A 24,285-nucleotide genomic window follows, 5' to 3' on the forward strand; every position below is an offset into this window, starting at 1 on the left:
TATTAACTGTTTTTGTGGTATTATTCAATTATCGGCAAAAATATAGTTGCTTTTCTGCGGTGCCTTATTTTGCGGCCCCCATTTATGAATAACATTTTCAAGGCGTTCGATGGTAAAGGGTTTACTTATAAAATCCCTCATACCAGCCTTTTTACATTTAACTTCATCTTCACTTAATACATTGGCAGTCATTGCTATTATCGGAGGTGCGCTGTTCCCATATTTTTCGATAATGCATGCAGCGGCTTCCAGGCCATCCATTTCGGGCATTTGTATATCCATAAAAATGAGATCGTATTTTTTTTGCTCCTGCATTTCAATGGCAATCTTGCCGTTATCAGCTATATCAATCTCATAACCGATCTTATTGAAAGTTTTCCTGGCAATTAACTGGTTCATTTTATTGTCTTCGGCCAGCAATATTTCAAGGGGACGGTACTGGTATCCTTCGCTATTATCGGATCTTTCATCAACAATCTTGTTTACAGACGCCACCGATAACGGCAGACTAAAGCTGAATACCGAACCTTCTGTTTCTTTACTTTCGGCCCAAATCCTGCCGTTCATCATTTCAACGAGTTTTTTGCAGATAGAAAGCCCCAGGCCGGTACCGCCATATTTACGTAACGCTGTATTATTTACCTGCGAAAATGGCTTAAATAATTGCGCCAATGCCTCTTCACTTATCCCTATACCGGTATCTTTAACACTAAAGGTAACCTGTTGTATATTATCCGGATGGCTAATTGCTGAAACCGCCAGGGTAACAAATCCATCGTCGGTAAACTTGATGGCATTTCCTATCAAATTCACCAATATCTGCTGAATCCTGCTTTCATCCATTTTTAAACATTCTGCAACATTTTCGTCTATCAGATAGTGCAGGACGATGTTTTTTCCGTGCGCGGTTACCCCGGGCTGGCTTATTTCAAACACTGTTTTTATACACGTCCTGATATTTGCAGGTTTGGGATGCAAAGTAAGCTTATCAGCTTCAATCTTTGACAGGTCAAGGATATCGCTAATGATGTTAATCAAAAGGTTACTGCTTGACTGCAGCGTTTGCAACAATTCATGCTGCTCTAATGACAAATCCGACAGCGTCAGCAACTGGGCTGCACCAATAATTCCATTTAAGGGGGTGCGTATTTCGTGGCTCATGTTGGCCAAAAAGTTCGATTTGGCTATAGTTGCCCCTTCGGCCTGGTCTTTTGCAGCAGACAGCTCTATTTGCGAGGATTGTAATTGCTCGCTTTGTTTAATCAGCCTTAATTTATCTTTTTCATGGCTTCTTTTCAAAAAACTGATTAACAAACCGGCATATAAAATATTGGATAATGCAGAAGATATGATGTCAGCTTCTTTTTGGGCCTTGCTCTTAACTGGGATCGTCAAGCCGGGAAAATGCTTTTCGAGATAGTAACAAGCAAAAAAAACAATCATTAAAAACGCAATAAAAAAAAGGTGGTATTTGCGCTTTAGCAAAATAATGATCAGTACTACTAAAAACACCCCTGAGAGAACAGAAGACCCTTCAATGCCGCCATTAAAAAACCATCCGGGAATAAAAGCGAGGATTCCAAGGGTAATAAAACCGATGGACATATTTTCTTTATAAGCCACATACCTGCTCCTGTAAAAAGCAAGTGCGCAAAAACTGCCTATAAATAGTTCAACAAAAATCAGCAGGATTGGAAACCCTAATAAGATGTTATTAATAAGACCTGTTAAAAGGCTAAATCCTAACAAAAGGCATATGGCATTGAAAAGCTTATTTTCCAATGATAATTCCGGATTGTCAAATCCAACAAAATGACTAATTTTTTCTACCAGTTTCATTAAGTTCCTTTTTAACAAATTTTATTGGTGTGCATTAACACTTTATTAAAAAATTCGCCCCTAATTAGCTGCAATAGATGGCGAATAGATTAATTGTCAATAATTTGCTATTACTATAAAAAAATACAATTTTTTATTACCAGGCCATTATGGGGTTAAGGTTAAAATCGGCTGTTGATGCCGGGATCGTGTTGTGCCTGTTCCAATCCTCAATATCAATCAGGCCTGGCATGGTTTGATAGTGCCGTTCGTCTTTTGAACATTTAACAATATATCCTATATCATCAACCAGGGAGATGACAGGCCGTGCACCGCACTCTTTACACAGCTTACAATAAATCGATCCCGGAATATTTACATAACCCTTCATAATACCTTTTTACGATGCTTTCCAGCAAGAAGTTGCTAAAAATCAGGCATTTTATCAAAGCAATTGAAAATATGACATTTATCTAAGAATTGCTACAGAACCGGCTATGGGTTTTTTCCCGTTTTTCAGATCGATAACATAATAGTAAGTCCCGGCCGATAGCTTTTTGCCATTAACGGTACCATCCCAGGCTTTGGGGTAGTTAACGGAGTTATAAACCAACGCACCATACCTGTTGTAAATGGAGATTGTACAACCTGGATATGACTGCAATGCGCTCACATTCCACACATCATTTATCCCGTCGCCATTAGGGGTAAAGGCGTTCGGAATAGTAACGATGCACTGACCAGGGGGGCTAAGGGCAATAGCTATGGCATTTGAGGTAACTGAAGGGTTTATGATGCATTTGCCTGTACTTAATAAAATACAGGTAACAACACTCCCATCTGCCAGGCTGGTTGTTGTAAATGCCGGCTGATCAGTTCCCACATTAAGCCCGTTAACCTGCCATTGGTATGATGGGTGTACATCCGGGCTAAATGCTATGGCATTAAATGTGATTGCCGTTCCGGCACAAACAGGGCCATTTGCCGATGAAGTGATCTTTACAGATGTGGCTATGGGCGGATCCATAACAAAACTAACCGGGTTTGAAACAGCAGTTGCGCTGGTAACACATACGGCATCGCTGGTTAATTTGCAAGTGATGATATCGCCATTGTTTAAACTGTAACTGGTAAATTGCGGTGTGCCGGCGCCTGCATTTTGCCCGTTAACCTGCCATTGATATTGAGGGTTTGTGCCGCCATTGGTTACGGTTGTTGTAAAAGTTACAGCGTTTCCCTGGCAATCGTCGGCCGAAGATGGTGAAATGGTAATGGCGGGCACAACTGCATCGGTTACGGTTAATGTTTGCCTTGCCTGCGACGTACCATCACTGGCGACTATATCCGCTACCCCGGGGCCATTAATGTGCACCTTACCCGCAACAATGGTAGCCACTGCCTGGTTACTGCTGGTATAGGTAATGGGGCCGCCGCCTGTAGCGCCAGGGTCAAAATCGGCATCGCAAACAGTTTTCGCCGGTATTGGGTTAAACACAACCGAAATTTCCAGAATCTGTATATTAATAACAAAACTGCTGCTCCCACCTGTATTATAAGCGGTAATGGTATAGTTTTCGGGCGGAGACGAGAAAGTGGGCGTGCCGCTGATTAAACCAGTTGTGGCATCGAAGACCAGGCCAGTTGGCAGCGACTTATCGATGCCATAGCCGGTAATAGTAACTTTCCTTATCAGGTTATTGCCCTTATCAGCTACAAATAAAAAATTTCGTGTGGGATCAACCGCTAAACCCAAAGGGTGAAAGAAAGTAGCAGAAGAACCAACGCCATCATTATTGCCACCATAGCCGCCTTCTCCCGCAAGTGTTTTCACCAGCCCGGTAGCATCTACTTTCCTGATCCTGTTGTTATAGCTATCACTGATATAAATATTGCCAATGGGGTCAGCAGTTATTCCGTTCGGGCCAAAAAACAAAGCAGATGTTCCGCTACCGTCAGCAAATCCTGGCCTGCCACTGCCTGCGATAACTTTTGGAAAGGAGGCGGGCATATTCAACTCAACCTGATCGGTATTACCAAAATAAAGATTGCCGTTTGCATCTGCCGCCATAAATGCCAGGCCGGCATCAAAAGTTACCGGGGGAGCGCCACCGTTTAACACCGCAAAAGTGCTTACTTGCCCGCTGGCATCTATCTTTCTAATAGTGCTATTACCCCTGTCGGCAATATACATATTCCCGGACGGGTCAAACACAAGGCCTTCCGGGTTATAAAAGGTTGCAGTTGCCTTAGGCCCGTTATTTGTTCCCTGGCTGCCTGTTCCGGCAAAAGTGCTTACTACTGCTGTTGGGGTAATCTGCCTGATGATGTTATTCGTAAAGTCGCTTACATATAAATTTTGACCGCCATCTATCGCCAGTTGGAATGGGTCATGAAATGTTGCAGTATTGCCGGGGCCGTTTATTTCGCCCGGGGTACCGGTTCCGGCAAAGGTGGAAACCAAGCCGGATGGGTCCATCTTCCGGATATCATTATTGATTGTTTCAGAAATAAATAAATTTCCTGCCCGGTCAAATACCAGGCCTGCAGGGCCGCCAAAGGTTGCTTTTGTACCCACCGCATTATGATTACCCAATGCGGAACTTCCGGCAACCGTTGTAACCTGCCCGTAAACATTGGCAGGCACTGCTCCCCCTGAATTAGTTGGAGACAAGGGCGATATCGCGTTATTCACATAATAGGTTTGGGGTGTTTGGTAAGTAATGTTTGGCGGCGCGGGCAGCGCGCCATTGTTTCCGTTTACCGTAATATTTACAACAGTGCTGCTATTTCCTGCAGCGTTAAAGGCCGTAATGGTATAATTGGTTGATGGAGACTGTACCGTGGGGGTGCCACTGATGATGCCTGTGGTAGCATCAAAAGTTAAACCGGCCGGCAATGCCTTATCAATTTTATAGCCCGTTACCGCTATTTTTCTGATAATGAAGGTACTTACATCACCCACATAAACATTACCCATATTATCCGCAACTATTGAGCCCGGGTAGCTGAAAGTGGCGTTTTGCGCAATTCCATCAATTGCACCACTTTGACCGTTACCGGCCAGCGTTGAAACAAAACCCTGGGGAGAAATCTGCCGAACAACGTTATTTTTCTCATCAGCTACGTATAAAGTTCCATAAAAATCGGTGCTGATCCCGGTCGGGTGGTTAAAACTTGCGGCGGCTCCCTGCCCGTCATTTGCACCGGGCATGCCACTCCCGGCAAAAGTACTGACGTTGCCTGAAAGCGTGACCGCCCTGATCAGGTTGTTCCCGGCATCGGCCACAAACAAATTTTGCGAGTTATCAAATGTCAATGCGGTTGGGGCGTTAAAAGTTGCGTTGGCCCCGTCATTGGCCCCTGTTACCCCTGCAGTGCCCGCTAATGTAGATACATTACCATTTGGCGTGATCTTACGGATAAGGTTATTTCCCTGGTCGGCTACATAAACATTGCCTGCATTATCCACGGCTACGCCGGTTGGCGAATTAAAGGTGGCATTAATTCCATTAGCAAACCCGGCAACATTAGCCTGCCCGGCCAGGGTAGAAACAGTTCCACCCGGCGTTATTTTCCTGATCAGATCGTTGAATGAATCGGCCACGTAAACATTTCCGTTTTTATCAACCGCTACCCCCTGCGGCAATTCAAATGTTGCAATGGTTGATGGGCCGTCTTTCGCACCGTACTTTCCGGGCAACCCCGCCAGCGTAGTTACAACGGCTGCAGTTGTTATTTTTCTGATCAGGTTATTGTTATAATCACCCACGTAAATATTGCCGTTTACATCAGCACCTAACCCCAATGGCGCCGAAAAACTTGCATTTGTTCCAGTATTGTTTACCAGTCCTGCTTTGCCTGTACCGGCAAAAGTGATCACCTGGCCATAGTGGTTCGGCGGTACTGCGCCGCCGGTATTTTTGGGCACTAATGGAATAATGGCTGCGTTTACCTTATATGCCTGTGGTGTTTGATAGCTGATATTGGGGGCTGTTAAAAAGAAGTTTGGATTATTTACGGCATATCTGATTTCAGGATGGGGAATATACAGCGTTTGAGAAAAGGCAGTCCCCGCCTTAAAATAAAATAAGACAAATAGGAATACGCTAAGAACACGCTTATTGCTGTTCATATACTGCTTTAGTAAACGAATTAAAGAAATGACGGTTTATTTAGCTCTCAAGACAAAGCTAATATAACTTATATATCAGCATTTTCAACGGCCGGGCAATACTATTTTAACCATTAAAAATCAAATTCCTTATTTACCAGGTTTAATAGAGTGATACGCAATAATAAATTTTGCGGTTGCCTGCGCCCGTTAAATTAGCGGAACCGTAGCCGGGCATCTTCACACACGTCCCGCTCCCGCGTTTTCTGGCACCTTAATTGCCTTAACAATTATACATTTAGATAAAATCAATTACTATGAAAAAGCACTTGTTAAGATTAATCGCCCTGCTGATATTTGCTTCAGCTATTTCCAGCTGTACTGTCGAATATCGTCAGCGCCACATGCACCATGATAATGGCCGTCGCGACAATGACCGTCATGATCACAATTAGCAGCAAGTCCAAAATTGAATTGTAAACAGTACAATCGATCGCGTATTTCCGAATAATCACTATAATTAAAAAAGCTTCTGTCAACGCAGGAGCTTTTTTAATTATAATAATATCAATTTGCTTTTTTTGTCACCAGCACCCAATCAACCAATACTTTTGCCTGCCCGGCTTTTATGATATCAACAGTCGACCGGGATATGCCAAAATATGGTTCCTTTATTCTGTTTACGCCATTTGGATAACCTCCGCCCAAAGCAAAATTAAGAATGATGAATTTAGCGTTGTCAAATGCATAACGACCATAATGTTCAACCTTAGCACGCGTTACTGAATACGTGACGATACCATCAACCTTAAAAACAAGGCTATTGGCCGACCAGTCTACTGAGTAAACATGCCATTGGCTGACATCTGTGCCCTTTGGAAAAAAGTACCTGTATGTAAGCGGGGTGTTACCGAAATACTTTGGCCCATGGAGTGCATTGCTGAACCAGGTTGGATCGCCAACGGTTTCCATTATATCAATTTCGCCGCAGTCGGGCCATTCACCGTTCCCCAATGCCCAAAATGCCGGCCATAAACCAGCGCCGCCGGTCATTTTCATGCGGGCCGAGGCTGTACCGTAAGTAAACTCCATTTTATGCTGCGTATTGATTCTGCCTGATAAAAAATCGTATTTTTTATTTTCATTACTGATATAACCGGGATGATAGATCGCTTTGATCAGCAATGCGCCGTTTTTGGCACCATCAGCTGCAGCTCCTTTTACCAGTGAAAGCGTACTTGCTGAATCAACGTAGGCCTGCTGCTCCTCGTTTACTGTATTGCCGGTAATCTCAACATTCCATTTTGTACGATCGAGCGTGTTTTCATTGAAATCTTCAAAAAAAACAGTATCGGTTTTAGTATTGCTTTGCTGTGCTTTAGCTATGTTAAATATCAAAACACAAGCTATCGCGGTGAGACGGAGAATTTTCATGAAAATTTATAATTGGTAACTTAAAATAGAATATGTAAACATAAATATTTTAGTTTGCGTCAACGAAGTTTTTTTAAAACGATATCTAATCACCATATTTCAACACGTACCCTGCAATCTGCAAAATAGTCGGTAACCTAACCGGCTATTCAGCATCTAACCATTAATCATCATCACAATTATTGAAATGAAACTCAGCATAAACAATATATCCAAACGGTACAATAAGGAAAAGTATGGCCTGAAAGACTATACATTAACCATTGAAAATGGCATCCTGGGCTTATTGGGACCTAATGGCGCAGGCAAATCAACTTTAATGAAGATTATTGCCACCATCAGCCAGCCAACCAACGGCACCATTGAATTAGATGGCCATGATATCCAAAAAGATCCGGATTTTATCCGCAAAATGCTTGGTTACCTGCCGCAGGATTTCGGCGTTTATGCCAACCTGAATGCCTACGAGTTTTTAGAATACATTGCCGCCATGAAAGGTGTTGGCGGCCCCGGATTACGAAAGCGGATTGAAGCATTGCTGGAAGGTGTAAACTTAATTGAAAGTGCCCGGCTACCAATAGGCGCCTACTCAGGGGGAATGAAACAGCGCATCGGTATTGCACAGGCTTTACTTAACGACCCTAAAATTTTAATTTTTGATGAACCGACTGTAGGCCTTGATCCTGAAGAGCGGATGCGTTTCAGAAATCTGATAGCTGACCTGGCGCAAAACAGCATTATTATTTTATCATCACACATTGTATCGGACATTGAAACCATTGCGGATGAGGTAGCCATTATGCAGTCAGGCATACTCATCGCCAGGGGAACACAGCATGAAGTGATCAAACTGGTGGAAGATAAAGTGTTTGAAACGCTGCTTGACAACGCAGAATTGAGCGATTTTAAAGCAAAAAACCTGGTAGTGAATACCAGCCGCCAAAAAGATAAAGTTTGGGTGAGATACATCAGCAACGATGCTGCCAGCGGATCAAAACCGACCCCTGCCTCGCTTGAGGATGCCTACCTTTTTATAACCCATAAAAACAATTAACATGGACGCCTTTTATAAGATCGTTATTTCCGATTATAAACAGCGTACCCGTAGCTACGCCTTTTTGGTTACACTTGCCATCAGCTTATATTTTGCCTATGCTTTTTTGCCCGCCGCTAACGCCGCATACACTACGGTACGCATAGGAAACTACACCGGCGTTCAAAATGCCGCATGGATAGGTTATGTAACCGCCATGATGACCAGCGTATTTTTGGCGATGACCGGGTTTTACCTGGTAAACAGCGGGATAAAAAAAGATATAGATACCGGTGTGGGAGAAATTGTGGCTACTACCCCCATCAGCAATTTCAATTACCTTTTTGCCAAGGCATGCAGCAATTTTTTGGTATTGCTGAGTATTACAGGCTGTGTGTTTGCAATGAGCATAGCACTGTTTTTTATACGATCAGCAGGATACCCGTTTGACCTGTCTCAGTTGATGTTGCCATACCTGCTCGTTACGTTACCAACCATATGCTTTGTTGCTGCTTTAGCCGTAGCCGGCGAGGTGTTTTTACACAGGTATACCATATTGATGAACATTGGTTACTTTTTCTTTTTCTGTGCCATGGGATCATTACAGGCCAGCACCACAGGTTCATTTGATCTTTTTGGCAATAAACCTGTTACCACTGCCATGCAGGCATCTGTAGCGCGCCATTCCGGGGAAACCAACCTGGCTTTATCCATGGGTTTTAATTTCAGCGATAAAAGGGACTTTCACTCTTTTATTTTTAACGGGGTTGACTGGACGATTACCGGCATTTTGAGCCGGCTGCTATGGATAGGCCTTGGACTGCTAATCATATTTATTTCGGCAAAATTCTTCCATCGTTTTGATATCAAACAAAAAGTAAAAACGAAAAAGAAATCAAGATCAGCCGAAGTAATTTTACACGCACAACCACTGCATGACATCAAACTTTCAGAACTGCCGCCGGTTACGCCGGCATATGGTATTATGCCATTTGTAAAAACAGAGCTGTTAATGCTTTACCGCAAAGGCCCCCGATGGCTTTGGATCATCAATATCGGCGGCATGATAGCATTGTCATTTGCACCTCTGGTCGTTGCTCACCAAATGATCCTGCCCTGTCTTTGGTTTTTGCAGGTTGCACGATGGTCAGACCTGGCTACCAAAGAGAAAACCAACCGCATCCACTATTTTACATATGCATCCTACAAGCCATTAACCCGTTTATTGCCCGCGCAAATGATGGCAGGTATCATCATCGCAATGGCTTTAGCCTCGCCCCTGGTAATCAGGTACCTTTTGTTATTGCAATTTTTGCCTGTATTCAACATCATCATGGGAAGTATATTCATTGTTCTTTTTGCTGTTGCTGTAGGGATTTTAAGCGGCGGTAAAAAGCTGTTCGAAATAATATTTTTCCTTTTCACCTATTTAAACGTCGAAAAAGTGCCTTTTACGGATTATTTTGGGGGGATAAATCACGGCATGAATTATATAGCGCTGATAAGCGGATTAATTGTGCTTTTAGCTTTTACCAGTTTTACGCTGAGAAAGTTGGAGATCAGCAGGGTTTAAATAAAGCTTTGTACCAGGATAGCTTAAAACAGAAACAGCTTCGTCAAGCTGTTAAAGCGTTGACGAAGCTGTTTGCATAAAATCGCATTGAGTTTATCACTTCACTTTTATATACTTTTCAATAATTGTTCTGTTGATATTTTCCTTTTCCACTTTTTCCTGGCCGGTTTGAATCAACGTATCGTTTTTAAAAGTGATGGTAAAATCAAATGACTTACCCTCCCAGTTTTTATCGCTGTAGAAATCGAGGTGCTCGGTATATTTATTACCCAACAGTGTGTAGGCGCCGCCCCCTGCATCAAAATGATTGGTTGAATCTTTTGGCGTATTTAATTTATGTGTGAAAAAAGCGAAGTGGGTATCATTACGGATCTTTAAAAATTGCTGATTTTTTGTATAATCAGTAACAACGCTTACACCCTTAGTAATGGTTGTACCGGTAATTAATTGCCAGGTACCTTTTATATCCATAGATTGGTCATCAGCTTTTTTGCTATTGTTGCAGGAAAATAAAAAAGTCGCAGCTATTGCGATGGAGAATAGTTTAAGTTTCATTTTTAAGCTTTTGTGAGATACTTTATTTGGTTATTTAGTTGATTAGCTTGTAAATTAAATTATTTTGCGCTACATATAAGTAAGTGAATGCCCGCTGGGTACATGTGTTGCCTTAACGCCCGGAACGTTCTTTTTAAGCCAATTAAGCATATACTCCGAACCTGGCTCTTCACTCGCAATATGTCCCAAAACAACTAATGCTATGTTGTCACCTTTCGCCAGGGCATCGCGTACATACTCGGCTGTTTCCCATTCAGACAATTCGCCCACCATCAAAACATCAGGTTTATATTTCTCTATCCCTTCAATATGAGTTACACGGCCAGCTGCCCCGGGGTACAGCAGCACCCGGCGGCATTTCTGCAAAGGGTCGCCAATGTATCTTACTTTTTCAATATTTAGCTTAGCTTTTGTATGACGGATCAGGTCCTTTAACGGCCCGGAAGGCACGTTAACCAGATTTGGTAAATCTTTATCGGCATATTGTTGCCATCCCAATTGATCAAGCACACCCATGGTAACGCCATCGGGCACCAGCCGGTGAATATAGTCATGGTTTCGCCATACGGCTATGTTATGTTCTTTTAAAAGATTGGCCTTATAGCGATAAACATTATCGTCCTGCAGCCAGTCTGTCTTATCCTCATGGTTATAAAACGTAGGCTCATGGGCGATGATAAAATTCGCGCCCAGGTCAATCGCGTTACGGATAACGGCGATGGTGGCAAACATGGTGGTCACAATGCCGGTTACTTTGGTATCAGCGCTGCCAGACTTTAGCGTATCCACGGTTTCGGCCATCGCGCCGCCGGGCACATCTTTTATAAACAGGTCCATGATCTGTTTTACCGTGTAGGTTTCCTCCTTCTTTACCGGCTCCGCAGCCAGGCTCATTAGCGGCGAAGACAATACTATACCGGCCCCAACTGCGGTTGAAACATTATAGATGAATTTTCTGCGGGTATAGCCGGCTAAAATCCCGGTTTGGTCTGGTCCTGGTTCCATTGTTGGTCAGTTTTAGTTCTTTATTTAAAAGGAAAATATTTAAAGTTAAGCAATTTACATTCGTGCATTACAAGCGTCTTTTATATTTCTAAAAAATAAACGCCACAACGCCTATCAATAGCATCTGCCTTTACAGGCTTATTATCAGCATACCCGAATAGTTGCTATGCCGAGCAATTGACCCAATTTAGTAATTTTTGATGCGATATGCCCTACCCCAATGGCACAGTGATGCGCCGGTCCGTGTGCGTTCCACTGTTCAACAAAATTCTTTGCGCCGATGGGGAACCTGTAACGGCTATTGGTATTCCCGATCCCGAGTATAGGTCCCGCAACGGATTCCGCTTCCGCAACAAGTAAAAATACCTTTCCATCACCTGTTTCCACAACAGATAACAAGGTCACCGGGCCATGTTTAACAGACATTTCGACCGATAAGCCGCTGCCAACTTTACCATGGTACACCTGTAATGGTTTTACCTTTATCCTGCCTTCGGCAATTGCAGGGTGGCATGGGCCATCGTGTCCCATCAGCACTACATCGTCCGTAAAATCCATGGCGTAGTATTCCGTAAATGAGCCTCCGGCACCAAAACTATCCATGATCTTCATCGCCTGGGCATTTTTTATTTCATATTCCCCTGCGACCGGAACACTGTTTGAGGTGAGCAGGGAACAACCCAATATTACCGAACTCATCGTATCCGCATTAAGCGGGTTACCCGCCCCTTTGTGATAATAGGCGATCGACCCGAGGCTGTATTTTTTTACTATTTTATCCAGGGCAACCGAAGTTCTCGCGGCACGTTTCAGTTCATCAATTGAACATTCCGGCAGTATCTCAAAACTTTCGGAGAATTCTTCCAGTTTTCCCTGTACTTCATCCTCCGAAACTTTAAGGCGAAGGGCTGAAAGTTCATCCACTTCGATAATTTCCATATGGCCGCCAAACACGATGGATTGAAGCGTTAGGTTTGCATAAATATCCAGCATGCCGTTATAATAATTACCCATCAGCCCCAGCCGGTTATAACTCATCACGTGCGCAACTTTTGCGGCGGCTATCCAATCATCAATTTCCTGCCACACTGCCGGGTCGTTATGCAGCACGCCCGTAACCTGGTGAAATGGGATATTGGCGCGCCTGAACACATTGGCGATCTCCGGAACCGGGCATGCCGAGCAATAGGCCAGCCACTCACCGGTCATTTTGGTACGATCGTCCAGTTTATTAAAAGTTGCATAGTCAATAGCGGCTTCGGGCGCCAGGTTTAAAACAATCACCGGCACTTTCGCCTTTTTTATTACCGGGAGCACGGTGGACGATAAGGCATAGGTAGTTACGTATAAAAATACCAGGTCCACCTCTTCCCGCCTGAACAAACTGCCGGCCTGGTACGCTTTATCTACCGTATCAATTAAACCCAGGTTGATAACGGCAGCGCCCGATCTTTCGATCCCGGCGGCTACCTGGCCGATATAACCCCTAAGGCGGTCTTCCAATCCCGCAAATTGTTCCCAGTAAATATCAAGGCCAATACCAAAAAGACCGACTTTCAACACAGGTATTTCCATTATCCTAAATTATTTAACCATAAATATATGCAGAAACCTGCGACATATATTTTTCAACCCTGATTTCGTTGGCACATGCCTGGTCGCCTACCAAAGGTTAGCCCGGGCCAAAAAATCGGCCGGTTGCAAATTCCCTCCAAAATGTTTTTTTAAAGTGGATTTTTTTGAGAATAGATAACCTCTAAAGGAGTTTAACTTTCCAATCTCTTTAAACGCCCTTAAATCGGGATTAATAAAATCCGGATTGATATTCCAACCTATCAGGTTTTCATTCTTTCGTTCCTGATGATATTTAATAGTCCAGGCTTTAAAGCTTTTTATACCCCAGGCATTAAAACCGCTTTTTAAACTCCACCAATCGTTGCCTTCGAATTTACATTTACCCAAAATATCGCGGCCTTTGATCAATGAATCTTTCCCGACAAATACGTTGTGGTAAAAATCAAAGCCGCCATTTTCGCTTTTATCTGAAAAACTGATCGCGGCCACTTTTGTATTGTAAACAATATTGCCGTAAACCTTGCAGTTGTAAAACTGTTTGGGGTCGTCGGAACTGTTCCAGATGTACAGCCCTGCCTGCGAATCAGAAACCGTACCATCATTTTCACTGACGTTATTCCGGATGATGTTGTCGTGCCAGGGTGATGCGCCCCAGTATTGAAAAATACAAAAGCCGCTGCCCTGGTTGCCATAACTGAAGCAATTTTCGATGATGGAATTGGTAGTGCCGCCGTCAAAATCAAATCCGCCGCCGTCGGCGCCGCCTTTGGATGTTTTGTTATTATAGGATAGGCAATGCCGGATGGTTACACTGTCCGCTTCATAACACCAAATGCCCACCGGGCCGTTGCCAATACGGGGCATGTCCCAGCCGTTGTTTGTGGCCGTACAGGCTTCAATAGTTACTTTGGTGCAATGGCCAACCACAATGCCGTTACCGCTGTGATTATCGAGTTTTGTCGGGTCGCCGGGGTTATTTTCGGCACGGCAATCAAAGATCTTTATATTCCTCGAATCTTTTTTGCTGTTGCGCCCTTCAACCGTAATGCCGGCCGAACCGTTGTCGCGCACAAAAACGCCATCACAATAAACCGATGAAGATGAATCAATAAGCAGCCCTGATTTTTGAAAGCCGCTGATATCCATGTTATCAACCTTTATATTTTCACTATTAATAATAGCCAATCCGTTTTCACGGTTACCTGTCTTCCGACCCAATCCTGTGAGTTTCAAATTCCTGACCACCACGTTAGCCGATTTGTAAATACTAATCGCCCGACCGCTATCGGCATTCAGGGTTGCCTTACCATCACCGTATGAAGAAAAGGCAATCCATTGGTCTCTGGCTTCTGCCTGATCCATACGGATAATCAACTTACCTTTGAATGTTTCGCCTGCTTTAAAGTAAACAATACTATGCGGCTTTAAGTTAAGGCTGTTAATTTTTTGGATGGTTTGAAATGGGGCATCTATGGTACCGGGGTTATTATCATTGCCCGAGTTACTTACATAATATTTTGTATAATCAGCTTTTTTATGCTGCGCGACAGTCTTCGCCCCTATAAAAAAAATAGCACATAAAGCAGCAAAACTGCCCAACAGGTATTTTTTAAGAATCATTTACAATTGGTTTATAATACCGTAATTATGGTGAATATATATCGATTATAAAAACCCATACACATCAAAAATAAAAAGACACAAAATATTACGTCTCCGCACCAAAAATTATAAATGTATTTATGGTGCTCAATGGTCCGTCGACGTACTATCCCCTTCTATCCTCAAACTTTCTTTATGGATAGCATTTAATAGTTCGGTAATAAATTCACTTGATAAACCTTCTTTGCTGCCCGCTGCTATGCCCTTATCAAGCACCTGTTTAAACCGGGCGGCCTGCAATGGCGGGATATGGTTTTTTGCTTTGTAAATGCCGATCTCTTTAACAATCCTTTCCCTTTCGCCTAAAACTTTCATCAGCTGGTTATCCAGCGAATCAATTTTATGGCGACTGGCATCCAGGTCCTGTTGGGTATTTACGGGGCTGGTTTGGGCGTGTGCGGCGCCAATGCTTAATATGCAGATCCCTATTGCCAAAATAACGGCTTTAAAAAGCTTGTTTTTCATATCAATGGTTGTTTATGGCCATAAATTTAGGGGATTAAATCTTTCCGGGCGATGCATCCGGTTAAAAATTTGCCATAACCTGTTAATTTACCGTTAAAAATGGCTTGCCTATCCCCTATTTTTATCCCTGTTTAATTTGTCTTATATTTCAACATAATTAACATTAACTCCGGCAAAGCTATGGTACAATTAAAATTACAAAAATCTTTAACATTAGTATTGGTAACTTTAATATATCTGATATTAAAATCAAATCAAACATTAGCCCAAACCACAGCCGGTACCGCCGCCATGTACGAACAAAGCAGCGAAACTTCGGGCCTGGTGATTCAATACGGGCAGGATGTAAATGCCATCAGGGATTTTTATTCGCCCTATACAAAGATTGACGGCTACGAGGATCAATCAGTACAAACCTCGCCCGATGAGCGTAAACGACTGATAGAGATCGGTAACGGTTATCTTGAAAAACTAAAGCAACTGGATTTTGACAGCATGAGCATTTATGGCAAGGTAGATTATACCCTGCTGAAGAAAGAAATTGTGTACGACCTTGGCTCACTAAAGAAAGACGAAACCGAATACAACCAAATAACTGCCTATATCCCCTTTGCCGACGATATTTACCAGCTGGAAAAGAAACGCCGCCGTGGCATCTCGCTCGACGGGCAGGGCGTTGCCCTGCAACTGAACAATATCTTGAAGGCTGTAAACACTTCGAAAGCTTTGTTTGCATCGGTTTCGTCCATCGATATGCCGCTGGCACGTAAGGGGAAAGCCGCCGTGCTTGGCCTGCGCAGTCGTTTGAAAAGCTTTTACGATTTTTATATTGGTTACGACCCTAACTTTACCTGGTGGGCGCCAAAACCGTATAAAAACCTCGATTCGGCCCTAAATGTTTATGCTGCGCTCATCTACAGCAGAGGCAAGATCAATACTACCCAAAAGCCCGACAGCAGCGGGATTAAAGGCGTACCCGTTGGCCGCGATGAGCTGATCAGGGAACTGCAGGCCGAAATGATCCCCTATACGCCGGAAGAGCTGATTAAACTGGCTAACAAAGAGTTTGCTTATTGCGATGCCGAAATGCTGAAAGCATCCAACGAAATGGGCTTTGGCAACGACTGGCACAAGGCGCTGGAGAAAGTAAAAAACAGCTACGTGCCGGCAGGTAAACAGCCCGAAGAGATCCTGAAATTGTATAATGATGCCTTAAGCTTTATTAAAGAACGCGACCTGATTACCATACCGCCCCTTGCCGAAGAAACCTGGGGTATGACTATGCTGACACCGGAGGCACAACTGGTGAACCCCTTCTTTTTAGGCGGCTCTCAAATTATGATCAGCTACCCCACCAATACAATGAACGAGGAGGATAAGCTGATGAGCATGCGGGGCAACAACCCCTACTTTTCACGCGGCACCGTACAGCACGAGCTTTTGCCGGGGCATAACCTGCAGTATTTTATGAACAGCCGCTATAAATCGTACCGGCAGGCTTTTTATACCCCGTTTTGGATTGAGGGATGGAGCCTGTACTGGGAGCTGCTGCTTTACCAGCAAGGCTTTGCCCAAACGCCCGAGCAACGCATAGGCATGCTGTTTTGGCGCATGCACCGCTGCGCACGCATTATATTCAGCCTGAACTATCACCTGGGCAACTGGACACCGCAGCAGTGTATCGACTTCCTCGTCGACCGTGTGGGCCACGAACGTGCTAATGCCGAGGGCGAAGTACGCCGGTCGTTTAAAGGCGACTACGGTCCGCTTTACCAGGTGGCCTACCTTACCGGCGGCCTGCAACTGATGGCCCTTAAACACGAACTGGTTGACAGCGGCAAAATGACCTATAAACAATTTCACGATGCCATTATCAAAGAAAATACCATGCCTATTGAAATGGTTCGCGCCACCCTCACCAACCAAAAACTGGAACGCGATTTTGTTACCAAATGGCGGTTTTATGATTTTGGGCGATAGAGATTAGAGATTAGAGATCAGGTATGCGTTTTGGTGTGCTGTATCGTTGTACGATCCATACAAACGTTACAGTGATACAGTAGTGATACAAATTCCGCACTCCCCTGTCATCCCGATGTATATCGGGATCTCACAATACAGGCCGTTGACAGGTGCACCAACATACATAGCGGGCATTGGAGGGCTACCTATCTGTGGGCTACCTATCCGTGGGGTGCTGAAACAAGTTCAGCATGACATTCTTATTTTATTTTATTGATGAATTGCTGTATCGTGCTGTATCGTTGTATCGTTTGTATGGGCCGTACGGTGATACATTGATAGGGCATCACCACCACGTCGTTGCGAGGAACGAAGCAATCTCTGCACACGCTAATCAACTGACGAGTATCTCTGGTTTACCTGTCAGCTGCACGCCATTCATTTATACATTTCGTTCGTTGACTGTCTGTTGCAGAGATTGCTTCGTTCCTCGCAATGAGCGGGTTGGGGAGTATTATCACTTCACCGCCCACTCATGGATCCCTGCGGAGTTATCTGCCGGTAACTGCAACTCGAGCTTTAAGGCTGTGGTTTGTACAGGCTCAAACTCAAGGATATTGTATTTGTCTTTGGCGATATCGTAGGGGGTGGTGTTTTTTACAGGTACCCAATTGCCATCTTTTTTGTAATAAACTTTGTAGGATACCGGGATGCGACAGCCGCCCCAGGGACCATCATCGTACCAATAAACTTTTGATTGCGATACGGTGTGCTGGGTATCAAAATCATATTGCACAAATTCGGTAGTATCATGTTTTGGCCACCAGTGCAGGTAGGGCATGTTATGGTCGTTGGAGTTTTCGGGATCATATTGGTCGTTAAGGGCCTTCAGCATCCGTTTACTGCTTACCGAGCCTGATACCTTGCTGGTACTGGCAATAGTTGGCGCAGGTTTTGGCATGGATGCCGATGCTTCATAAGGGATCCATACCGTCATCTCACCCGATCCGCGGTTTGCCCAGGCATAATACGGGATGGCGGTAACATCCTGATTGGTTTCTAAAAGCGCATCAGAATTTATGCGGCGCTTGCTGCCCATCCCCTTGGCGGTGATCACTTCTACCCCATTCAGCAGGTTTGGCCTGTACAAAGCGTTGCTCACCGCCATTTTATCAACGGTAATGTTTTGCACGGTACTGTCGCGGTTATCGGGGCCTTCAAGGCAATATACAATGGGGCCGCGTTCAAACACAAAACGGTCGCGGTCGGCTTTTACCTGTTGGTTGGCAATTACTTTTTGCGTTTCCATAGGTAAATCCATGGTTACTTTATCACCTTTTTTCCAGGTGCGGTTTAATACGGCGTAGCCTTTTTCGGTTTGATAGGCTACCTTTTTACCGTTGATGCTGATGGTAACCGGTTCGGGTTTGGTATCGACAAAAGTGTACAGATCGCCCGGTACCGGTTTGGCTATGGCCCAGCCGGGAATCCGAACCCGCAGGGTGAAACTGGTGCCTTTTTCGGGGTTTACTGTTAAATCTACCTTACCGTTCCATGGGTAATTGGTGGCTTGGATGATGTTGATCTTACCGGCATCAAGCAAAATATCGCTGCTGTTACTCATAAACAGGTTCACATACAGGTCGTTTTTATCATGCGCATAAACATAGCCCGGCACCGAAGGCAAAAAGCGCGTCATGTTGGAGATACAGCAGGCACAGCTAAACCAGGCGCTGCGCTGGTGCTGCCCCACGGATGCCAGGGGGTTTGGATAAAAGAACCGGTTGCCGGTTAAGGATACCCCGGATAACAAACCATTATAAAGCGTGCGCTCCAATACATCCACATATTTTGAGTCGCCGTGCAGTAAAAACATACGGCTATTCCAGTACACGTTGGCAATGGCAGCGCAGGTTTCGGCATAAGCCGACATATTGGGCAGATCATAAGCATCGCCAAAAGCCTCGCCGTTGCCGGTGGCGCCAATACCCCCGGTGATGTACAATTTTTTGCCAACCACATCATTCCAGATATCATCAATGGCATGCAGGTATTGCTGGTTCCCGGTTAAGGCAGCCACATCGGCCATACCGGTGTACATGTAAGCGGCACGAACGGCGTGCCCTTCGGCATCGTGCTGGTCGACTACTCTTTTATCCGCCTGGTTATAGGCATCACCTTTAGGCCCGCGAACGTCAAGGAAGAATTTAGCAAGGTCCAGGTATTGTTTATTGCCGGTAACCCGGTATAATTTTACCAGCCCTATCTCCACGATCTGGTGGCCGGGGTATTTTTCTTCTTTGCCATAACCGAAGGTGCGTACCAGCAGGTCGGCATTTTTCAGTGCGATATTCAGTAATGTTTTTTTACCGGTAGCCTGGTAATGGGCAACTGCGGCTTCGTAAAGGTGCCCGGCATCATACAATTCATGACTCAGGATCTCTTCATTTTCCCAGCGTTGTTTGCCGATCCATTCGTGCGGTTTTTCAGCGTTTACCGTGCGGAAGGTGTACAGGTAACCATCTTTTTCCTGGGCAGCGCCGATGATAGTGATAAGGGTGTCAATATATTTATCAAGTTTAGGGTTACTCTTCACCTCCATGGCATAGGACGCACCTTCAATCACTTTATAAATATCGGTATCATCAAAAGGGAATTCGCTCAGCTGATCACCGCTGAGCAATTTCGCAGCACGTAAAAAGTTATCCACCCTGCCATTGGCCTTGCATTGCGCCAGCACATAAGGGATAGTGATGTTGGCGTTCACTTCCATCTTTGGCTCCCAAAAACTGTCGTTCACATGCACCTGCGTAAAGGGCACAGGCTGTATAGGGTAATCTTTTTGCTGGGCATAAAGACCACCGTCAAATAAAGCGAGCGAAAATACTGCCCCGCAAATAATCCTGAATGAAATATTACTCATCATCATACAATCTTCCTCTATAGACTATCAAAAACCTGATCTTCCTGGTGGGTAGCTAAGATAAATAAACAATAGTATGATTGGAATTATTGCATTGAGAGGAAAATGCTATTTTTTTCGAACCGATGGCGCCGACTAAAAAAACAGGTACATAAAATACTTATTATTAAATATTTACAAAAAAGCCTATACCACTGGTGAGTGGTACAGGCTATCAATTTGGTTAAAATACTGTATTAATAGGTTAATGGCGTGTTACTGTAAACATGATATTCGCCCGGGGCCAGTGTCATATTATAAGGTAATGACGTAACATTGATGGACGTACCCGAAAAGTTATCGTACCAGGTACCAGTGGAAGGAAAGCTTAGTGCAACGGGCTCAGCTACCACATCAAAATTGCCCACTACCTCAACATTATTGGTTGGATCTAACAACTGGATAAACTTAACAGAGCCAGCCAAATTATAAGTGAACGTAGTGGTTGTAAATACCGGGTTCTTTGTTTTCATCCTGATCATCCGCGAATAAACCTGGTATAAATGATGGCGGTTTGGATCGGCCATATACTCCCAGTGAGGTGGTTTATCACCCAAACGGCCGCCGGTGCCTGCATCGTTAATGCTCACATCGTACCCGCGCTCGCCAAACTGCCAAAGCATTTTGGGGCCGGGTGACGAGAACATAAACACGGCGCCCATTTCATCCCGTTTAAGGCCGGTTGCCAGGTCTTTTATACTGTAAGATCCATTAACATTACCATAGGCGCCATTTTTAAATTGCAGCCGTTCTTCGTCGTGGCTTTCAAAATAGGATACCAATGCATATGGGTTGGTGAAACTATAAGCATTGTAAAACAATCCTGTCAAATCCCATGAGCCACCGCTATCGTTATAACTCATTAACGCCTGCTCGCCGTTAGTGCTCATGTTGCCCCAGGTCATCATCCCTACATTCGCCAGTTCATTTTCTTCCTGGTTGCTGGCAAAATCTTCAAGGATGACATAAAATTTGGGATCGATCGACATCATATAGCTGTTATAATCTTTCCATATAGCCACCCTGCTGGCATCATACTGGCCCCAAAGGCCAACATCGCTACCAGAGTTGAATTGGGTAAATCCCTTGGCAAGGTCAAACCTGAAACCATCAATATGATACTCCTGCATCCACCATTTTAAAACATTTTTTACAAAATATTTGGTTGCCACACTTTCGTGGTTAAACTGGAAACCAACATTATACGGGTGAGTGGCTACAGTATTGTACCATGGGTTATCAGCTGTTGGTGCCGAACCATTCCAATACATTTGAACCATTGGGGAGGACCCAAACGAATGATTTAAAACAATATCCTGGATCACCGCGATACCTTTTGCATGACAGGCATCGATCAATGCCTTTAAATCATTTTTTGTACCATAATATTTATCGGGGGCAAAGTAAAAGTTCGGGTTATATCCCCACGAATCATTCCCTTCAAACTCGCTCACTGGCATCAGTTCAAGCGCATTTACACCTAAATTTGCAATATAGTTGAGGGTGTCCTTTATGGTTTTATAATCATGGGTGGCAACAAAATCGCGCACCAATGCTTCGTAAATCACCAGGTTTTTAGGATCAGGGCGTTTAAAGGTGGTGTTTAGCCAGGTGTAAACAGGTTGGTTGGCCCAAAAAGTGCTTACTATGCCGCTTGCCCCTGCCGGGTATGCTTTTAAGTTGGGATATACCGTATGTGACGGTGTATTTACGTATTGGTCGTTATTGGGATCAAGAACTTTTTCAGTGTAAGGATCTGCCACTTTTAAATTGCCATCGATCAGGTACTGGTAGGCATATTCTTTGGTTGGGTCGAGGTTATCTATCTGAACCCACCAACGGGTACCATCAACTGAATTTTTCATTGCTGTTGGCTGCCAGCTATTAAATTCGCCAATAACCCCTACGCTGGTTTTCTTGGGTGCATACAAGTTAAAAATAACCGATTTGCCTGAATTAATAAAGGTTACGCCATCTTTAGCGTTTGCCGGTGGGTCGACCCCTTGAGTTCCGGTAACGTTCCCGGTATTATTGTTAGAAGGAGTTTTTTTGCAAGAGGTAATACTGATCAATAATATACCGATGAGTAATAAGTACAAATTCCTGATGTTCATATCTTTTATTTATAATTGGTTTCTTAGCTTAAACTGAATTTATGTATTTTATGTATAGAGGACATAAAATAAAAATCAGCCGGTAATAATCGGCCTCAAAAAGGACCGCTACAATTTCAACGTATAAAAGTAGAGAATTATCTTTAGATTAATAATGAGGTATCAAAAAGAATTATAAAAGAGCCCGCTTTTGGCGGCTCAGGAAGCAGAATTAAGATAGCAGATCCTGCACCGGGGCTCATAGCTTTCTTTTTCGCCCAACAGGATCCGGGTGTCGTCCGGAACCAGCCTGTAGGAGTACATGGCCGGGTTGCCGCATCGTACACAAACTGCCTGTAGTTTGCTTACCGAATCGGCCATGGCCATAATTTGCGGCATAGGTCCAAAGGGCTGGCCTTTAAAATCCATATCAAGGCCCGCTACAATAACCCGCACCCCTTTATTGGCTAAAACGTTGCAAACGTCGGGTAATTCTGCATCAAAAAACTGCGCCTCATCAATACCTACAACATTCACGTCGCTGGCAAGGAGCAAAATAGAGGAAGCGTTTTCGACCGGCGTTGAGGGGATAGAATTAGCATCATGGGACACCAGTGCATTCTCAAGGTAACGGGTGTCGGCCTTGGGACTAAATATTTCCACCTTGAGCCTGGCAATCCGGGCGCGGTTCAAACGCCTGATGAGTTCTTCAGTTTTGCCTGAGAACATGGAACCGCACACCACTTCAATACTCCCGCCAAGCTCACTCTTCCGCTTAAAAACATCTTCGTTGAAAACCATTTATTTTATGTTGTGATTTCACCGATTTGGATGTGATTTCACCTATTTACCAGTCATTTTAAACCAATCACCAATCTCCGGACTCTAATCTGTATCGACAAATATCAGAATTTAATCTTATTTTTGGATAGCATTTTTCTAACATTGAGGCATGAAGCAAAAGGAAGTATTTAAAAAGATTGGTGGAATTATACAGGAGCTTAGTGATCAATACGAATACCTGAGAACGGTACCCGATGATTTGAACGACCTGGAACTTGAACTTTTTGTTGCGAACGCACATTTCCTGACGGACCACATTGAGGTATTGTGCAAACTTAACTTGCAAAACAAACCCAAACGTACCGTTGAAAAACCGGAGAAGCCTGAGAAACCTGAAAAGGCAGAGATCGCCTACGAGCAAAAATACTTTGAGCCCGTGGTTCAGCAAATGAAACACGGTTTGGATAAGGAAGAAGAGAAAAACGGGAAAGAGGCTTTAAAGGGAGATGAGCCCAAAGATGTACCCCAGGAAAAAGTGACCGAAAAGCTGAAAAAGGAACCGGCTAAAACCGCGGAATCAGAAACCACGGTTAGCAAACAACCTGAAAAATATGAGGCTCCGGAGATCGACCTTTCATCCGCGGCACCGGCAGATACTTATTCATTTATAAGAGAAGAGCCTGCAACCATAAGGCATGAACTGATCCTGGACGAATCAATGGACCGGGATGAGGATGAAAAGCTGGAAACAGAACGCGAGCCGGTAAGGGAAACTAAAAAAACGAGATTAATATCACCGCTTACAGCAGAGACAGCTGAAGAAGAAGCGGTCACCGAAATTATCAACAAAAAACCGTCGGAAAGCAAACCGGAAACGGTTAAGGATAGCCAGGCCGCTGAAGATGAAGTTTTGACCATTAATCAAAAAATGTCGTCGCAGGTAAATGACAAAGGTATAGCACACACTGAACAGCTTACTATTAAACCAATAAGTGATATTAAACTGGCCATTACCCTCAATGATAAACTGCTGTACGTTAAAGACCTGTTTAACGGTTATAACCTGGCTTACAGCGAAGCCATAGAAATACTTAACCGCTTTAACACGTTTGAAGAAGCCGCCAGGTTTTTAAAAACCAATTATGTTACCAAAAACAACTGGGAAAGTAAGCCGGCGACAACAGAGAAGTTTTATGCGTTGCTGAAGAGACGGTACGCTTAGTTGTGAGTGGTGAATTGTGAGTGGTAAGCGGA

At 44.0% G+C, this 24,285-nt stretch carries 17 protein-coding genes; 5 read left to right on the forward strand and 12 right to left on the reverse strand.

Annotation, left to right across the window (positions count from 1 at the left end; translation table 11 throughout):
* Window positions 1-24 precede the first annotated feature (24 nt).
* From MgSA37_RS19740 to MgSA37_RS19750, 3 genes are all read right to left on the reverse strand, one after another.
* Window positions 25-1,839, reverse strand: coding sequence for an ATP-binding protein (locus MgSA37_RS19740; protein ID WP_096354351.1), 1,815 nt, complete (start codon window positions 1,837-1,839; stop codon window positions 25-27).
* A 136-nt stretch (window positions 1,840-1,975) separates the two neighbouring features.
* Entirely contained in the window at window positions 1,976-2,209 is a 234-nt protein-coding gene (locus MgSA37_RS19745) for a hypothetical protein (RefSeq protein ID WP_096354353.1), read from the reverse strand.
* Between the two features lie 78 nt (window positions 2,210-2,287).
* On the reverse strand, window positions 2,288-5,950 hold the full coding sequence (locus MgSA37_RS19750; RefSeq protein ID WP_096354355.1) for a T9SS type B sorting domain-containing protein: 3,663 nt from the start codon (window positions 5,948-5,950) through the stop codon (window positions 2,288-2,290).
* Window positions 5,951-6,246: 296 nt separating this feature from the next.
* On the opposite strand from MgSA37_RS19750, the gene MgSA37_RS28355 reads away from it, so the two are divergent.
* A complete protein-coding gene (locus MgSA37_RS28355) occupies window positions 6,247-6,384 on the forward strand; it encodes a hypothetical protein (RefSeq protein WP_157750649.1) in 138 nt (45 codons plus the stop codon).
* A 112-nt stretch (window positions 6,385-6,496) separates the two neighbouring features.
* Here the strand turns inward: MgSA37_RS28355 and MgSA37_RS19755 are convergent, their stop codons facing one another.
* Complete coding sequence (locus tag MgSA37_RS19755; RefSeq protein ID WP_096354356.1) at window positions 6,497-7,363, reverse strand: glycoside hydrolase family 16 protein; 867 nt, start codon at window positions 7,361-7,363, stop codon at window positions 6,497-6,499.
* A 187-nt stretch (window positions 7,364-7,550) separates the two neighbouring features.
* Between MgSA37_RS19755 and MgSA37_RS19760 the strand changes: the two genes are divergently transcribed.
* Together MgSA37_RS19760 and MgSA37_RS19765 are read left to right on the forward strand one after the other, a co-directional pair.
* Window positions 7,551-8,417 carry an ABC transporter ATP-binding protein gene (locus MgSA37_RS19760; RefSeq protein WP_096354358.1) on the forward strand — a complete coding sequence of 289 codons (867 nt, stop codon included), beginning with the start codon at window positions 7,551-7,553 and terminating at the stop codon, window positions 8,415-8,417.
* A 1-nt stretch (window position 8,418) separates the two neighbouring features.
* A complete protein-coding gene (locus tag MgSA37_RS19765; RefSeq protein ID WP_096354359.1) occupies window positions 8,419-9,969 on the forward strand; it encodes a hypothetical protein in 1,551 nt (516 codons plus the stop codon).
* A gap of 96 nt (window positions 9,970-10,065) precedes the next feature.
* On the opposite strand, the gene MgSA37_RS19770 is transcribed toward MgSA37_RS19765, so the two are convergent.
* The 5 genes from MgSA37_RS19770 to MgSA37_RS19790 form a co-directional block, all read right to left on the reverse strand.
* The gene (locus tag MgSA37_RS19770; protein ID WP_096354361.1) at window positions 10,066-10,524 is read right to left on the reverse strand and encodes a hypothetical protein; all 459 of its coding nucleotides are present in this window, start codon (window positions 10,522-10,524) and stop codon (window positions 10,066-10,068) included.
* Window positions 10,525-10,593: 69 nt separating this feature from the next.
* Window positions 10,594-11,529, reverse strand: a complete 936-nt coding sequence (locus tag MgSA37_RS19775; protein ID WP_096354362.1) for a Nif3-like dinuclear metal center hexameric protein — start codon at window positions 11,527-11,529, stop codon at window positions 10,594-10,596.
* A gap of 144 nt (window positions 11,530-11,673) precedes the next feature.
* On the reverse strand, window positions 11,674-13,104 hold the full coding sequence (locus tag MgSA37_RS19780) for an arabinose isomerase (RefSeq protein WP_096354364.1): 1,431 nt from the start codon (window positions 13,102-13,104) through the stop codon (window positions 11,674-11,676).
* An 87-nt stretch (window positions 13,105-13,191) separates the two neighbouring features.
* On the reverse strand, window positions 13,192-14,724 hold the full coding sequence (locus tag MgSA37_RS19785) for a right-handed parallel beta-helix repeat-containing protein (protein ID WP_096354366.1): 1,533 nt from the start codon (window positions 14,722-14,724) through the stop codon (window positions 13,192-13,194).
* 129 nt (window positions 14,725-14,853) lie between these two features.
* Window positions 14,854-15,231 carry a chorismate mutase gene (locus MgSA37_RS19790; RefSeq protein WP_096354368.1) on the reverse strand — a complete coding sequence of 126 codons (378 nt, stop codon included), beginning with the start codon at window positions 15,229-15,231 and terminating at the stop codon, window positions 14,854-14,856.
* Between the two features lie 219 nt (window positions 15,232-15,450).
* Between MgSA37_RS19790 and MgSA37_RS19795 the strand changes: the two genes are divergently transcribed.
* On the forward strand, window positions 15,451-17,211 hold the full coding sequence (locus MgSA37_RS19795; protein ID WP_232010691.1) for a DUF885 family protein: 1,761 nt from the start codon (window positions 15,451-15,453) through the stop codon (window positions 17,209-17,211).
* Window positions 17,212-17,710: 499 nt separating this feature from the next.
* On the opposite strand, the gene MgSA37_RS19800 is transcribed toward MgSA37_RS19795, so the two are convergent.
* From MgSA37_RS19800 to MgSA37_RS19810, 3 genes are all read right to left on the reverse strand, one after another.
* The gene (locus tag MgSA37_RS19800; protein WP_096354371.1) at window positions 17,711-20,122 is read right to left on the reverse strand and encodes a glycoside hydrolase family 127 protein; all 2,412 of its coding nucleotides are present in this window, start codon (window positions 20,120-20,122) and stop codon (window positions 17,711-17,713) included.
* A 230-nt stretch (window positions 20,123-20,352) separates the two neighbouring features.
* The gene (locus MgSA37_RS19805) at window positions 20,353-22,269 is read right to left on the reverse strand and encodes an alpha-amylase family glycosyl hydrolase (protein ID WP_096354373.1); all 1,917 of its coding nucleotides are present in this window, start codon (window positions 22,267-22,269) and stop codon (window positions 20,353-20,355) included.
* A gap of 198 nt (window positions 22,270-22,467) precedes the next feature.
* The gene (locus MgSA37_RS19810) at window positions 22,468-23,049 is read right to left on the reverse strand and encodes a thymidine kinase (protein WP_096354374.1); all 582 of its coding nucleotides are present in this window, start codon (window positions 23,047-23,049) and stop codon (window positions 22,468-22,470) included.
* A 151-nt stretch (window positions 23,050-23,200) separates the two neighbouring features.
* On the opposite strand from MgSA37_RS19810, the gene MgSA37_RS19815 reads away from it, so the two are divergent.
* Window positions 23,201-24,253 carry a hypothetical protein gene (locus MgSA37_RS19815; protein WP_096354376.1) on the forward strand — a complete coding sequence of 351 codons (1,053 nt, stop codon included), beginning with the start codon at window positions 23,201-23,203 and terminating at the stop codon, window positions 24,251-24,253.
* The last annotated feature ends 32 nt before the right edge of the window (window positions 24,254-24,285 follow it).

It is taken from the genome of Mucilaginibacter gotjawali (assembly GCF_002355435.1).
GTDB classification, from domain to species: Bacteria; Bacteroidota; Bacteroidia; order Sphingobacteriales; family Sphingobacteriaceae; genus Mucilaginibacter; species Mucilaginibacter gotjawali.

Coding starts and splice junctions, on each gene's coding strand:
- MgSA37_RS19785 (WP_096354366.1), bottom strand. CDS start 14,724: ATGATTCTTAAAAAATACCTGTTGGGCAGTTTTGCTGCTTTATGTGCT.
- MgSA37_RS19740 (WP_096354351.1), bottom strand. CDS start 1,839: ATGAAACTGGTAGAAAAAATTAGTCATTTTGTTGGATTTGACAATCCG.
- MgSA37_RS19775 (WP_096354362.1), bottom strand. CDS start 11,529: ATGGAACCAGGACCAGACCAAACCGGGATTTTAGCCGGCTATACCCGC.
- MgSA37_RS19765 (WP_096354359.1), top strand. CDS start 8,419: ATGGACGCCTTTTATAAGATCGTTATTTCCGATTATAAACAGCGTACC.
- MgSA37_RS28355 (WP_157750649.1), top strand. CDS start 6,247: ATGAAAAAGCACTTGTTAAGATTAATCGCCCTGCTGATATTTGCTTCA.
- MgSA37_RS19815 (WP_096354376.1), top strand. CDS start 23,201: ATGAAGCAAAAGGAAGTATTTAAAAAGATTGGTGGAATTATACAGGAG.
- MgSA37_RS19805 (WP_096354373.1), bottom strand. CDS start 22,269: ATGAACATCAGGAATTTGTACTTATTACTCATCGGTATATTATTGATC.
- MgSA37_RS19745 (WP_096354353.1), bottom strand. CDS start 2,209: ATGAAGGGTTATGTAAATATTCCGGGATCGATTTATTGTAAGCTGTGT.
- MgSA37_RS19755 (WP_096354356.1), bottom strand. CDS start 7,363: ATGAAAATTCTCCGTCTCACCGCGATAGCTTGTGTTTTGATATTTAAC.
- MgSA37_RS19810 (WP_096354374.1), bottom strand. CDS start 23,049: ATGGTTTTCAACGAAGATGTTTTTAAGCGGAAGAGTGAGCTTGGCGGG.
- MgSA37_RS19800 (WP_096354371.1), bottom strand. CDS start 20,122: ATGATGATGAGTAATATTTCATTCAGGATTATTTGCGGGGCAGTATTT.
- MgSA37_RS19770 (WP_096354361.1), bottom strand. CDS start 10,524: ATGAAACTTAAACTATTCTCCATCGCAATAGCTGCGACTTTTTTATTT.
- MgSA37_RS19760 (WP_096354358.1), top strand. CDS start 7,551: ATGAAACTCAGCATAAACAATATATCCAAACGGTACAATAAGGAAAAG.
- MgSA37_RS19780 (WP_096354364.1), bottom strand. CDS start 13,104: ATGGAAATACCTGTGTTGAAAGTCGGTCTTTTTGGTATTGGCCTTGAT.
- MgSA37_RS19790 (WP_096354368.1), bottom strand. CDS start 15,231: ATGAAAAACAAGCTTTTTAAAGCCGTTATTTTGGCAATAGGGATCTGC.
- MgSA37_RS19750 (WP_096354355.1), bottom strand. CDS start 5,950: ATGAACAGCAATAAGCGTGTTCTTAGCGTATTCCTATTTGTCTTATTT.